We start from the raw sequence: 13115 nt of genomic DNA, 5'->3' as shown, positions 1-13115 counted from the left end.
CATGCGGGTATTGTACGCGAACGGGGTCGCGAAACCGCAAGGATCCGAAATCGGCCCCTCCCGCCGCCCGGCCGCCCCGGTGTGCTAGGCTAATGGGGCCGCCGCCGCGGACGCCCCCCTCGCGCGTCCCGATCGAGCCGGGCGGCGGGAGTTCCTCTTGGCCGACTCGCTCCACGCACCAGACGTCTCGTCCGCCACGGTGCGCAGCCGCATGCCCGCGATCCGCCGGATGACCCTGCTTCGCGTGCAGGTGCCGCTCAAGAAGCCCGTGAAGCACGCCTCGCACGAGCGGACCGCGAGCGAGAACCTCGTCGTCCGGATCGAGCTGGATGATGGGACGACCGGCTACGGAGAGGGCGTGCCCCGGACCTACGTGACCGGCGAGTCGATCGGATCGACGTTCCGGGCCCTCGAAAGATCCGACTGGCCCCGCTCGATCGGCCGCCCGGGCTCGTTCGCCGAGGTCGTGGCGAAGCTCGAAGGCCTGAGCCTCGCCGAGATCGACGGAGATTCGCGCGGGATGGGCGGCAACGCCGCCCGTTGCGCGCTCGAACTGGCCGTGCTCGACGCTTACGGGCGCTATTTCCAGACCTCGATCGGCGAGGCCGTCCGGCTGGCGAAGGTCGAGGGCCTGGAGCGTCATGCCCGGCCCCGAGCCGTCCGCTACAGCGCGGCGATCACGGCCGAGTCGCGCCGGAAGGAGATCGTCTCGGCGGTGAAGTTCCGGATCTACGGCTTCCGCGACGTGAAGGCGAAGGTGGGCGTGGCCGGCCAGGACGACCCTCGGCGGCTTGAGACGCTCAGACGCATCCTGGGCCGAAGGATGGACATCCGCATCGACGCAAACGAGGCGTGGCGGGCCGACGTCCTGATCGAGCGGGTGGCCCCCCTGCTCCGCTTCCGACCGTCACTGCTCGAACAGCCCGTCCCTCACGCCCAGGTCGACGCCCTGGCGGAACTGCGTCTCCGGCTCGGCGTCCCGGTGATGCTCGACGAGTCCCTGTGCGGCTGGCCCGACGGCGTCGCCGCGATCGAGCGCAAGACCGCCGATTACTTCAACGTCCGGCTCTCCAAGTGCGGCGGCCTGTTGCCGTCGCTGCGGCTCATCGGGCTCGCGAGGCGGAACGGGCTGGGGGTCCAGCTCGGCTGTCATCCCGGGGAGACGGCGATCCTCTCGGCGGCCGGTCGCCACGTCGCCGGCCGGGTCGCGGGCATCCGCTATCTGGAAGGCTCTTACGACCGGCACATCCTCAAGGCCAATCTGACCGCGGCCGACCTGACGTTCGGCTACGGAGGCCGCGCCCGGCCCATCGACGGCCACGGGCTGGGGATCGAAGTCGACCCCGCGTTGCTCGCCGCGATGACGACGGAGACGAAGGTGATCGACTATGCCTGAGGTCCTACGCGAGGAACTCGCGTTCCCGGCGTCCGACGGGTACTCCTTCCAGGTCGAACGTTGGCGGGCCGTCGCCGAGCCTCGGGGTCACGTCGTCGTGCTGCACGGCGTCCAGAGCCATTCGGGCTGGTATGCGGGCCTGGGGACCCGGCTGGCCGAGGCGGGCTACGAGGCGTCCTTCCCGAACCGCCGGGGTTCCGGGCCGAATCAGGCGGACCGGGGCCACGCTCCCTCGGCGCGCCGGCTGGTCGAGGACGTCGCCGAGTGGATCTCTCGGATCCGGTCCGAGGCCCCAGGGCTGCCCGTCGGGCTGGCGGGGATCAGCTGGGGAGGCAAGATCGCGGTGCTGACGGCCGTCCGCCGTCCCGACCTGGTCGACGCCCTGGCGTTGATCTGCCCGGGCTTGGAGCCCCAGGTGGGCGTCACCTTCGCCGAGAAGCTCCGGATCGCCAAGGCGGTCTTCACCAACCGCCGCAAGACCTTTCCAATCCCGCTGGCCGACCCCGCCCTCTTCACCGACAACGTCGAAAAGCAGGAGTTCATCCGGAACGACCCGCTCGGCCTCCGCAAGGCGACCGCCGGCCTCCTGCTCGCGAGCTTCCTGATCGATCGCATGATCCGACGGGCTCCGGGGAAGCTCCATCAGCCCTGTTTGCTGATGCTCGGCGGTCGCGACCGGATCGTCGACAACGCCCGGACCCGGCGGTACTTCGGCCGCGTCGCCGCCGTCGACCGACGGATCATCGAGTACCCCGAAGGCGGCCACACCCTGGAATTCGATCCGGACCCGGGCCAGTACGTACGCGACCTCGTCGCATGGCTCGAACCGCGATTCGACTCGAAGCGGCGACAGTCCGTCTGATCACGACGCGGCGGGAGCCTTCGGCTTCGAACCGTCCACGGGCGGGGCCGTCGACTCGGGGGCTTCCGGCCGGGCGTCGCGGCTGGAAGGGGTCCTGCGACGGTTGGTGGCCTTCCGGGTCGGCACCGCCGGACGTACCGGTTCGGAATCGAGCTTGATCGCCAGAGAGTTGATGCAGTAGCGGAGTCCCGTCGGCGCGGGGCCGTCGGAGAAAACGTGGCCGAGGTGGGCGCCGCAGCGGGCGCAGGTGACTTCGATCCGGGGCTCGGCCTCGCTGCGATCCAGGGCCTCGTCGAGCGCCTTCGGGACGAAAGGCCGCCAGAAGCTCGGCCAACCGGTGCCGGAGTCGAACTTGTGGCGGGAGTCGAAGAGCTTCGCGCCGCAGCAGACGCAGAGGAACGTCCCCTTGAAGTTGCCGTGCGCGTAGCGCCCCGTGAACGCCGGCTCGGTCATCTTCATCCGGGTGACCAAGTACTGGTCGTACGTCAGGATCCGCCGCCATTCCTCGTCGGACTTGAAGACCCGTTCCGACTCTTTCTCGGGCGCATCTTTTGCCGCCGGGTCTCGGACGTCCGATTTCGCGGCGGGCTTGGCCGTGTCGTCGACCGGCTTCGACGCGGACGCCTCGTCCGAGGTCGTGGACGGGCGCGACCTGGCGTCCTGGGCCTGCGTCGAGGAGGCGATGACGGCGACGGCCAAGGCCCCCGCCAGGAGGCGGGCGATCTCGCGAGGGTGCGGGGCGGTGGACATGGGTCGGCCGTCCTTGCTGGGAGTCAGGTTCGGCGCGGGCGTCGCCACGTGGAGACGCCAGAAACATATAACCTCGACTCCATTCTACCGGCCGGTCTAGTGCTGGGGAGCCTCGGCCGCCTCGAGCGTGCGCGGAATCGGCTTCATTTCGGACTTTTCGGCCTTGAATGCGGCCTCCAAAAGGGCGCCCGAGACGAGCCCCGAGAAGCCCTCGACGACGGCCACGTCGGCCCCGCGTCGCTCGACGATCCGACAGACGCCGTCGGTGCAACGCCAGAGGGAATCGGGGACGTTCAGCGGCTGAAACTTGGAATCACCCATCCGCGAGGTCTGGTAGCGGACGTACGCCTGGGCGAACTCGCGGGCGTCGTCCTCGCCGTCCCAGGTGGTCATCCAGACGAGACCCAGCTTCTTGTCGGGCCCCTCGAAGACGGCGTAGCGGTCGCCGTCCCAGCCGGCGGCGGCGGCCGGGCCGCCGTTGCGGCGGAGGAGCACGGACGTCTGCATCTCGCCCAGGACGTTGCGGCCGAGTTCCTTCCAGCCGTCGCCGGGGTTGAGAGTCCCCAGCTCGATCAGCGTCGGATGGTCGGGCTTGGCGTGGTACTTCGCCGGGTGGAGGATCTGCTCGGTCGAGAGAGGAGGCTCGCGGTAAGCGGCGTCGATCCCCTTCCAGCCGTCGTCGTTGGCGAGTTTGGCGCAGAACACCATACCCCGCAAATAAGGGAACAGCATCGAGTCGGCGATGATCGGCGGGGCGTTCTTGAGGGTCTTACCGCCGCCCAGGGCCGTCATGAACGGGGCCATCAGTTCGAGGCCTCGGCCCAGCGCCTCGGCGGGGGTCTTGATGAGCTGCGCCCCTTCCCAGTCCTCCTGCCCCGCGGCCATCATCGCCAGGGTGGCCTCGCCCTCGATCAGGGCGGAGACGGCCATCGACTGGTCGTCGTTCTTCTTGGAAGCCGCGTGCAGGCCGTCCAGGTCGTAATGCTGGTCGGAAAGGGCGTGGGTCATCTCGTGGGCGATGACCGTCTTGTTCTCGTCCTTGTCGAACCCGCCGGTCTTGCCGAGGAACCGCTCGAGGAACGTCGGCGGCTTGTCCTTCTTGGACTCGGGCTCCTCGATCATGTACATGGTCTTCGTCCGAGGGTCGTAGTAGGCGGCGATCTCCTCCGAATAGACGTCGACGAGCAGCTTCTTGAGGTCCAGGTCGGCCGGCAGCAGGCCGAAGGCCTTGAACGCCTTCTCCTCGGCCTCGAATTCGCCGGGGGTCATGTCCGCCTCGAACTCCTTGAGGAGCATCTCCTGGAGCTTCTCGCGCTTGGTGACGTCGCGCTTGACCTCGTGCCGGAAGGGGATGCCGCGGAGCCGCGGCAGGATCTTCTCGAATGCTTCCTTGTAGCGGATCTGGGCGTCGTTGGGCTTGCCCTTGTCGGCAAGTTCGTCGCCGACTGAGAGGAGTCCGGTCCCCGCCTTGACGTCCGGGTGTTCCTCGGCCCGGGCGAGGCCGACGGCGAGCATGGCGAAGGGGAGGACGAGGATCGACTTCAGCGCAAGCGAGTGCATGGAGACTTCCCTGGACGTCGAGGGCCTGAGGGTCGAACGTGACGGGTGGCGTCGATCGGGTCCGGCCCCGACCGGATCACTGACGATTCGCATTCGGCGAGGTCGTACGACGGATCGCGGAGGGCCGAGCGGGGACCGCGGCCGGCGATGTCGCGCCTGGTGCACCGGGAGTCGCGGGCGCCGGCGGAATTCGGAGGAGTTGCCTGGCCGCGATGAGGCGGACCTCCCCTGAGTCGCGGGGGCCGTTGCGAGAGTTGATCGTCCGGTGGGCCCGATTCGCCAGGTAGTCGAGGATGCCCGCCTCGGGGACGCCGAGGGTGCGGAGCATCCGGATCTCGCCGTCCCTCGTGAGCTTGCCCTTGTAGTGGGCGAGACCCGCGTAGGCGCGATCCTTCAGTTCCTGGCTGTAGCCGCGGCCGAACTGGTCGCAAAGGTCGTCGATCGCCTGACCCGCGTCCCGGCCTCCCGCGGAGACGATGTCCTGGAGCGCCTTGCGGAAGGTGACGCGCTCGTTGTCGACGCGCTCCACCGCTTCGGCGTCGAAGCGGGCCACGGCCTCCTGCTTGCGTCGCTCCAGCTCTTCCTGTTGAGCCTGTTTGAGTTCCGCCTCCTGGCGGATGCGTTCCATCATCTCCTCGCGAGTGGGGGGGGGCGGCTCGGCGAGTGGACGGGCGTCGGGTGCGGCCGAATCGGGGGTCGGAGCCGGCTTCGCCGTATCCGGCGAGGTCGAAGCGATGGAGATGCGAGAGCGGTCGCGCTCGACCGTCGGGGTTTCGCCAGGCGTCGTCGGGTTCGCCGCGACGGGGATCTCGTCGGCCGGCTTCGGCGTTTCCACGGGCCTCGACGCGACGGAGGTTGGAGGTGCAGGCTCGGAGCCCGGCCAGATCAAGGCGTCGGTGGAGGCCGCGGGCCCGGCCGCGGCCGGCTGCGGAAACGCCTGGGCGGACGGCGGCAGTCCCAGGGGCAGGGGCTGGCTCTCAAGCGTCAGCGGCATCGGAAGGACCTGGGGCTGAACGGCGATGGCCGCCGAAACCTGCGCGAGCGTCTCGTCCAGATTCGGCGAGGCGGCGGCTCCGGACGGCTTTTCGATCCCCGCTCCCGGCTCGTTCCGGGGGGGGGCGAAGCCGCCGCGGCTGAAGATTGGCTCCACGAAGAAGTGGTGGTAGCCCGCGAAGAGCGCCAGCGCGGTGATGAGGGTCAAGGGGAAGAGAAGGAACGGCGAGAGGCCCCGACTCCGATACTGGATCACCACGACGGGTTCGGCGGGCCGGGGCTCGGCCGGTGCGGCGGGTTCCGTCGTGCTCGACGGCTCCGACGGGGGCGGGTCGATCCAATCGGACTCGAGGTTGAATTCCGTCGGCTGGGTCATGAGACGTCGCCCTCGTGGTCGCGTGTCCGGCGTCGCGCCCGATTTTCTCCGAAAAGGCCCCCGCTCGCCCAGAGGAGTTTCGCCGAAACCCCCTTCAGCCGCCACTTCCCGACCCGGCGCCGACGCCCCGCTCGGTCTGGCGAAGCGGGTCGAGCAGCCGATCCACCTCGGCCCTGTTCGGGAAGCCCCCATGCTCACGGATCGCTTCGGCCGAGGCCGGCGCGCCGAGCTTGCGGGCGATCTCCTCGGGATCCATCCCGTCCAGGGCGTGGGCGACCTCGCGGACCGTGGTCCCCTCGCGATAGGCGGACTTCGCCAGGGCCGAAGCGTTGTCGTAGCCGATCCGGGGCGCCAGGGACGTGCACATGGCCAGGCTCTGCTCGACGTGCTCGCGACAACGCTCCTCGTCGGCCTCGATGCGGGTCGCCCCCTGGGCCTTCTGGCCTGCGAGGAACTCCCGAGCGTCGATGCACTTCCGAACGAGGTGATCGGCCGCGTCGGTCAGCAGCTCGATCGACTCCAGTAAATCGTAGGCCATGACGGGCATCATGACGTTCAGGTCGAAATTCGACCCCAACGCGTTGGCCCAGGCGATCGTGGCATCGTTCCCGACGACCTGCGCGGCGACCATCATGACGGCTTCCGGGATGACGGGGTTGACCTTCCCCGGCATGATCGAGCTCCCGGGCTGCAGCTCGGGGATGCGGATCTCGCCGATCCCGCAGCGCGGGCCGGAGCCCAGCAGGCGGAGGTTGTTGGCGATGTTGGACAGGCTCACCGCCGTCGTCCGGAGCATGGCCGAGGCCTCGACGACCGCATCCCGGCCGGCCATCGCCTCGAACAGGTTGGCGGCGGGCCGGAACGGCAATCTCGTCTCCCGTCCGAGGGCTTCGACCATCCGCACGGCGAACTCGGCGTGCGTGTTCACACCGGTCCCCAACGCCGTGCCGCCGATCGGCAGCTCGGCGAGGGCCTCGGACGCCACGCCGACGCGCCTCAAGGCGTGCTCGACCTGGGCCGCGTAGCCCGAAAATTCCTGGCCGAGCCGGATCGGGACCGCATCCTGGAGGTGCGTTCGACCGATCTTGACGACCGCGTCGAAAGCCTCGGCTCGCTCGTCGAGGGCGTTCCGGAGCCGTTCCAGGGAGGGGAGCAACCGCTTGTGGATCTCCTCGCACGCCGCGACGTGGATCGCCGTGGGGATGACGTCGTTCGACGACTGACCCATATTGACGGCGTCGTTGGGATGCACGGGAGACCGACCGCCTCGCTCGCCCGTCGCTTTCTCGTTCGCCAGGCCGGCGATGACCTCATTGGCGTTCATGTTCGTCGACGTCCCGCTGCCGGTCTGGAAGATCAGCAGCGGGAACTGGTCATCGCGGCGGCCGTCGGCGACTTCCTGGGCGGCCTCCTCGATCAGGACGCTGAGCTTCGCCTCGAGCAGACCCAAATCCCGGTTGACCCCGGCGGCGCTTTTCTTGATGAGGCCGAGCGCGCGCAGGAACGCGCGGGGGAACCTCAGCGAGCCGATCTCGAAATTCCGCCTCGCGCGCTCGGTCTGGGCGCCGTAGTAGGCGTCGACCGGCACGTCCATCTCGCCCATCGAATCGCGTTCCGGTCGAGTCTGCTCCAAGGGTAGGCTCCTGCTTCGGGGCGGAGGGCGCGCGGCCGAGAGGACGGTCGCCGGACGCCTTCCGACGACCATCGGCATGGAAACGCCGTGCCGATCGCGGAGATCGTCAGCCGAGGGCCGGCAGGACCGGGGCCGTCGGCCCCGGCGTCGGTTCGGAGCGCTCGATCGATTCGGGGTCGAGGACGAAAGCCGGCAGGGGCCAGAATTCGAGGCGGATCTCATCTCCATCCACGACGACGAAGGGACAGGGCGGCGTCTCCGTCCAGGTCCCGCTGTTGATGTAGACGACGCCGTCGTGCTCGGCCGTCAGGGGCAGATGGGTATGGCCGCAGGTCACGAAGCGGAACCCTCGGCCGCGGGCGTATTCGGCCGCCCGATGCTCGATGAGCTGGCTGTTGCGCTGGAACTTCTTGGTCAGGCGGCGGATCCAGCGGGCGGCCTGGTGCGGCATCCATTTCTGGATGTAATAAAAAGCCCCGCAGGCCAGGTCGGTCAGCCAGGGGTAGTCGCTGACGATCGTGTCGAACTGGTCGCCGTGGAGGATGAGGAGCCGGATCCGGCCGTCGTCGAAGACGTATTCGTCGTGGATGTCGACGCCGACGATGTGGCTGACGATCTCGGCCGGCCCGTCGTGGTTCCCTCGGACCCACACCACGCGGACGTCGGCACGGTCGCTGTTGCGGCGGATCTCTTTCAGGCAGGCGAAATGCCGCTTGCTGAGGCGTTTGAAGTTCAGGTCGTCGAAGATGTCGCCGTTGATGACCAGGGTGCGGCAGTGGCCGAACGCCCAGATCAGGAACTCCTCCAGCAGCCTGGCCTGACAGACCGCGCTGCCGAGGTGGAGGTCGCTGATCACGATGCAGTCGTAGATCCGGTTCTCGGGGCTCGTCGCGGTGTTGACGGACATCGTGAACGGGCGACTCCAACAGGACCTGACCGCTCGGCTCGACCTTCAATCGAGGCTACAACCTTCGCAGCCCCAAGGCAAACCCGCGCCCGTCCGAGTTCGGCCGATCCATGGAAACTTCAAACGCCGTTCGCCGACCAGGCGGCGTAATACGTCATCGCGGGATAGTCCCTCACGAAACCCAACTCGGCGAGCCGCTCCGCAGCGGGGCTCGCCAGCGAAGGCTGGCCGTTGTAGGTCTCGACCTTGAAGACCCGGCGCTCCGTCGAGACGAGGTCGAGGACCCGGGCGAGTGCGGAGTCCAGCTCGGCCTGCGACGCCGAGGCCAACCCGGTGAGCCGCTTCCCATACGCCTCCATGATCAGGACCGGTCGACCGCCCCGGAGGACGAGGTAATTGCCGGGCGACCGACTCAGCCGGGCCGAGCCGCCTTCCAGCAGCGCCACGTCGAGAGGCGCCCCGGCCCCGTAGAGATTGGCCGGGTCGCCCGCGGGGATCAGGATCTCGGGGTGTTCGCGGCCGGCGGCCGACGCCAGCGAGCCGAGCCCTTCCGCCGCCTCCTCGGTCGCGTACTGCACCCCCGACAGGCCCTCCACGAAATAGCCCCTGCGGATCTCGCCCCTCAACTCCAGGCGGGCGAGGTGCGGATACAACTCCGACCAGGGAGGGCCCCAGGGGTCCATCGCCGTCGTCTCCCGCGTCAGAACGCCGTAGCGTGCGAAAAGGACCTCGATCCAGGCCAAGGCGCGGCGCTCGAGATCGTCGTCGGCCGGCGGCACGACGTCCCAGCGGCCCTCGGGGCGCGCGAGGTCCGTCCGGCGCACACGAGGGCGACGCAGGCCGCCGCGTGGCACCGACGCCGCCACGTCGAGGATGTCGAAGGCGCCCGGACGTAGGGGGTCGAAGCGGTCGTTGCTCACCTTTCCCAATCGCATGAGCGATCGCAACGACCTCCGCAGCGCCATCGGCTCGATCGCCGTCGCTCGTGCCAGATCGGCCGCGAACGACGCCCCGCGGTGCCCCAGCGCTTCCAGAACGCCTTGCTCGGCGTCCCCGATCGAAATCGGTTCGGCCGGCTCCCGCCGGCCGCCAAAGAATTCGCGGGCGACGATCGCGACGAGGGGCTCTCCGACCCCCTCGGCCGCCGCGCGCCACGCCCAACCGCCGCGGGCGAGGGCGTCGTCGAGCCAGGACCCGACGAATCCGGCGACCCGCCGCGGGAGCAGCTCCTCCTCCCAGGCGAGGGCGGTCGCGGCGAAGCCCTGGAGCTGGTCGAGGGTCGCCTCGACGCCCTCGACGCCCGCGAGACGATCGTCGGGGTGGACGTGCTGGCGGCGGGCGACGAAGTCGGCGAAGACCTCGGGCGCCACGGCCACGCTCTCGCGACGGCGCTGGGCGAGCGTCAGCCGCTGGATCTCGGCGAGGTTTTCGCGCTCGGCCCATCGCGGGCCGTCCTCCCCGTGATCGATCCGGACGACGCCGCTCGATTCCACCCAATCTTCGAGCAGCGTCCGGGCGGTCGCCGCGGCCAGAGGATAGCGACCGAGGACGTCGGTCAGGCCGACAAGGGCGTGAGTCCGGAGGAATCGGCGCACGATGGTCTCGACCGCCCCCGGGTCGGCCTCGTCGGGCGTCGCGAACGCCGCTAGGTAGAGTGCGTGCTCCTCGGCCGAGATCCAGCGCCCGGGTTCGGCGGCCCCCGGCAGCTCGATCTTCACGGCCCGTCCCTGCGCGGCCAATTCGTTCGCGAAACCCTCCATCGGGCCGTCCAGCTCCGATGCGGCGAGGTCTCCGAGGGTGCGGAGCGTCTCGCCCATCTCGTCAGCCGTCCTGGGAGGCCGTCCGCGGTGGCGGAGACGGCCCTCGACTCGACCGATCGCCTGCTCGTCGAGCGTCCGGCCGGCCTCCAGGCCGTGCAGGAGACCGTCGAGCAACGACTCGTCCACCGCCGCCGACGCGGTCGGCTCGGGCTTCCGTCGGGGCTCGTCCCACTCGTACATGTAAGCCATGGTGAACTGGAAGACGAGGTCCGAGGCGAACGGCGAGGCCAGCTCGGCCGATCGCCTCGCGACCCGGATCGACCCCGCCGCGATGTCGTCTAGGAATCGCCGGAGCCTGGGCATCTGCAGGTCGTCGTCCAGGCACTCGCGATACGTCTCGACGACGATCGGGTGGTCCGGGAAGTCGCCGACGACTCCGAGCAGGTCCTTGGCTCGTAGGCGCTGGAGCCAGAGCGGGGTACGTTTGGCCGGGTCGGGACGCGGCATCAGGAGGGCCCGGCCTGCATTCTGGCGGAAGCGTAGGCCGAAGAGGGCCGTGTCGGGGAGGACGCGGCGGATGAGGCGGTCAGCCTCGGCGCCGTCAAGGCCGTCGAGCAGGTCGAGCGGCGGTTCGTCCGTCTGCGGTAGGCGGAACAGCAGGCCGTCGTCGCCGTGGAGGCACGACGCCGTGAAGCCGTAGCGATCCTGGATCCGCGCGAGCAGGGCGAACTTAAGTCCCAGGTGCATACGTCCGTAGGGGGAAAGCACGGCGAGCGCCATCTCGCCGGTGGGGTCGCGGAAGCTCTCGACGAGGACGGTCCGGTCATCGGGGACGACGCCGGCCAGCCGCTGCTGACGGCCGACGTGGCGGATCAGGAACCGCGCGGCGGGTGGTTCGAGCCGGCATTCGGCCTCCAGCCGGCCGGCGAGACCGGGATCGTCGAGGCCGCCGGCGATCTCGCGAGTCAGGACGCCGACCGCCTTGCCCAGTTCGAGCGAACGCGGGTTCGTCTCGCCCCTCCAGAAGGGCATCACGACCTGACTCCCGCCGGCGGGGCTGACGACGACCTTGTGGACGTCGATGAGGTCGATCCGCCATGCGCTGTTGCCGAGCATGAAGCTCTCGCCCACCCGCCTCTCGAACACGAACTCTTCATCCAGTTCGCCGAGCTTGGGCCCTCCCTCGCCCAGGTAGACGGGATAATGGCCGACGTCGGGGATCGTGCCTCCTCCGGTCAGCGCCAGGCGGGAGGTCCCCGGCAGCGCCGCCAGGCGGTTGTGGATCCGATCCCAGGCCACCCGCGCCCGCAGGTCGCGGATCGAGCCCGTCGAGTAGCGCCCCGAGACCAGGCTCAGCACGCGCTCGAACGCCTCCGCCGGCAGCTCGCTGAACGGGTAAGCCCGCTTCACCAGCTCGTAGAGGGCGGGTGCGTCCCAGCGATCGACGGCCACGCAGGCGACGACCTGCTGCGAGAGGACGTCGAGGCAGTTGCGGGGGACCCGGAGGGGTTCGATGTCGCCCGCGAGCATCGCCCGGGCGAGCGCTGCGTTCTCCAGGAGGTCGCTCGGCGTCTTGGCGATCAATCGGCCCCGGCTGGTCCCGCCGACGAGGTGGCCCGATCGCCCCACCCGCTGGAGGCCGCGAGCCACGTTTCCCGGCGACTCCACCTGGCAGACGAGATCGACCTCGCCCATGTCGATGCCCAGCTCCAGCGAGGCCGTCGACACGACCCCCTTGAGGTCGGCGTTCTTGAGCATCTCTTCCGTCGTGCGCCGCTCCTGAAGACTCAGGCTGCCGTGATGGGCGCGAAACGGGGTCGCGTCTCCCCTGGAATCGCCGGCGGCCTCGCCCTCGACGTCTCGATTCGCCAGCTCGTTGAGCCGGGCGGTCAGCTTCTCGACGGTGCGGCGGTTGTTGGCGAAGATCAGGGTCGAACGATGCTCCTCGACCAGCCCCAGCACGCGATCCTCGATCGCCGGCCAGATCGACCCGGGAGGGCCGAGACCGCCGCCGGCTTCCGAGGAAGGCCAGATCACGCGAAGATCCATCGGCTTCCGGCCGCTGGCGTCGACGATCGTCACGGGTCGGAATTCGGTGCCGCCCGTCGCCGTCGGCCGGAGCCCCCCCAGGTAGCGGGCGACCTCTTCGAGCGGCTTCTGCGTGGCCGATAGCCCGATTCGGACGAACGGCCGGCCGGTCCCCAGCGCTTCGAGGCGTTCGAGCAGCAGGGCGAGGAAGACCCCGCGCTTGTCGCCGCAGAGGGCGTGGATCTCGTCGACGACGACGTGGGAGACTTTGCGGAGCGTCTCCCGCGCCGCCGAGGTCAGCATCAGGTGCAGCGACTCGGGCGTGATGATGAGGATCTCGGGAGGCTTGCGAAGGATCCGCGCGCGTTCGCTCGCGGGCGTGTCTCCGCTTCGCACGGCCGTCGAGAGCGGTCGCAAGGGGGTCCCGGACGCCTCGGCCTCTTCCAGGATCCCTTCGAGAGGGACGCTCAGGTTGCGGTGGACGTCCGCGTTGAGGGCCTTGAGGGGCGAGATGTAGAGGATCCGCACGCCCCGGCCGCGAGTCGGCGATCGCCAGAGGAGGTCAAGCCCGGCCAGGAAGGCGGCCAGGCTCTTGCCCGATCCCGTCGGCGCGGCGACCAGCGTATTTTGGCCCGCCGCGATCGCACCCCATCCCAAGCGCTGGGGAAGCGTGGGCTCGCCCAGCGTGGCGCGAAACCACGAAGCGACCGGCGGCAGGAAGAGGTCGAGGACGTCCGCCCCCCCGCCCGGCTCCGTCGCGGAAGCTCCGCCCCGCTTCTTACGTCCCGACGTCATGGCGCCTCGCGAGTATCGGCTCCCGGTATGGACCGCCACAGTCTCCCATGATACA

General features: G+C 69.5%; 8 protein-coding genes. 2 read left to right on the top strand and 6 right to left on the bottom strand.

Translation table 11 applies throughout. The annotated features are described in order from the left end of the window. Positions 1 to 157: 157 nt before the first annotated feature. Together PZE19_RS04365 and PZE19_RS04360 are read left to right on the top strand one after the other, a co-directional pair. Entirely contained in the window at positions 158 to 1396 is a 1239-nt protein-coding gene (locus tag PZE19_RS04365; RefSeq protein WP_277859349.1) for an enolase C-terminal domain-like protein, read from the top strand. Then, positions 1389 to 2258: an alpha/beta fold hydrolase gene (locus PZE19_RS04360; RefSeq protein ID WP_277859348.1), complete on the top strand. Its 870-nt coding sequence runs from the start codon at positions 1389 to 1391 to the stop codon at positions 2256 to 2258. The genes PZE19_RS04365 and PZE19_RS04360 overlap by 8 nt, the downstream gene beginning before the upstream one ends. Here PZE19_RS04360 and msrB read toward each other — a convergent pair whose 3' ends face one another. The 6 genes from msrB to PZE19_RS04330 all read right to left on the bottom strand — a co-directional run bounded on the left by msrB (position 2259) and on the right by PZE19_RS04330 (position 13060). After that, positions 2259 to 3008: a peptide-methionine (R)-S-oxide reductase MsrB gene (msrB, locus tag PZE19_RS04355; RefSeq protein ID WP_277859347.1), complete on the bottom strand. Its 750-nt coding sequence runs from the start codon at positions 3006 to 3008 to the stop codon at positions 2259 to 2261. A gap of 96 nt (positions 3009 to 3104) precedes the next feature. Continuing rightward, on the bottom strand, positions 3105 to 4568 hold the full coding sequence (locus PZE19_RS04350) for a hypothetical protein (RefSeq protein WP_277859346.1): 1464 nt from the start codon (positions 4566 to 4568) through the stop codon (positions 3105 to 3107). Between the two features lie 76 nt (positions 4569 to 4644). Next, complete coding sequence (locus tag PZE19_RS04345) at positions 4645 to 5937, bottom strand: hypothetical protein (RefSeq protein ID WP_277859345.1); 1293 nt, start codon at positions 5935 to 5937, stop codon at positions 4645 to 4647. A 94-nt stretch (positions 5938 to 6031) separates the two neighbouring features. After that, complete coding sequence (locus tag PZE19_RS04340) at positions 6032 to 7570, bottom strand: class II fumarate hydratase (protein ID WP_277859344.1); 1539 nt, start codon at positions 7568 to 7570, stop codon at positions 6032 to 6034. Between the two features lie 106 nt (positions 7571 to 7676). Then, positions 7677 to 8477 (bottom strand): UDP-2,3-diacylglucosamine diphosphatase, encoded by an 801-nt coding sequence (locus PZE19_RS04335; RefSeq protein ID WP_277859343.1) that lies wholly within the window; start codon positions 8475 to 8477, stop codon positions 7677 to 7679. Between the two features lie 119 nt (positions 8478 to 8596). Further along, positions 8597 to 13060 (bottom strand): DEAD/DEAH box helicase, encoded by a 4464-nt coding sequence (locus tag PZE19_RS04330; RefSeq protein ID WP_277859342.1) that lies wholly within the window; start codon positions 13058 to 13060, stop codon positions 8597 to 8599. Positions 13061 to 13115: the final 55 nt, after the last annotated feature.

The organism is Paludisphaera mucosa, assembly GCF_029589435.1.
In the GTDB taxonomy this organism is placed as follows: domain Bacteria; phylum Planctomycetota; class Planctomycetia; order Isosphaerales; family Isosphaeraceae; genus Paludisphaera; species Paludisphaera mucosa.
Note: the sequence above shows the minus strand (reverse complement) of the source record. Positions and strands in the feature narration are given on the sequence as shown.

Coding starts and splice junctions, on each gene's coding strand:
- PZE19_RS04335 (WP_277859343.1), bottom strand. CDS start 8,477: ATGTCCGTCAACACCGCGACGAGCCCCGAGAACCGGATCTACGACTGC.
- msrB (WP_277859347.1), bottom strand. CDS start 3,008: ATGTCCACCGCCCCGCACCCTCGCGAGATCGCCCGCCTCCTGGCGGGG.
- PZE19_RS04345 (WP_277859345.1), bottom strand. CDS start 5,937: ATGACCCAGCCGACGGAATTCAACCTCGAGTCCGATTGGATCGACCCG.
- PZE19_RS04360 (WP_277859348.1), top strand. CDS start 1,389: ATGCCTGAGGTCCTACGCGAGGAACTCGCGTTCCCGGCGTCCGACGGG.
- PZE19_RS04350 (WP_277859346.1), bottom strand. CDS start 4,568: ATGCACTCGCTTGCGCTGAAGTCGATCCTCGTCCTCCCCTTCGCCATG.
- PZE19_RS04330 (WP_277859342.1), bottom strand. CDS start 13,060: ATGACGTCGGGACGTAAGAAGCGGGGCGGAGCTTCCGCGACGGAGCCG.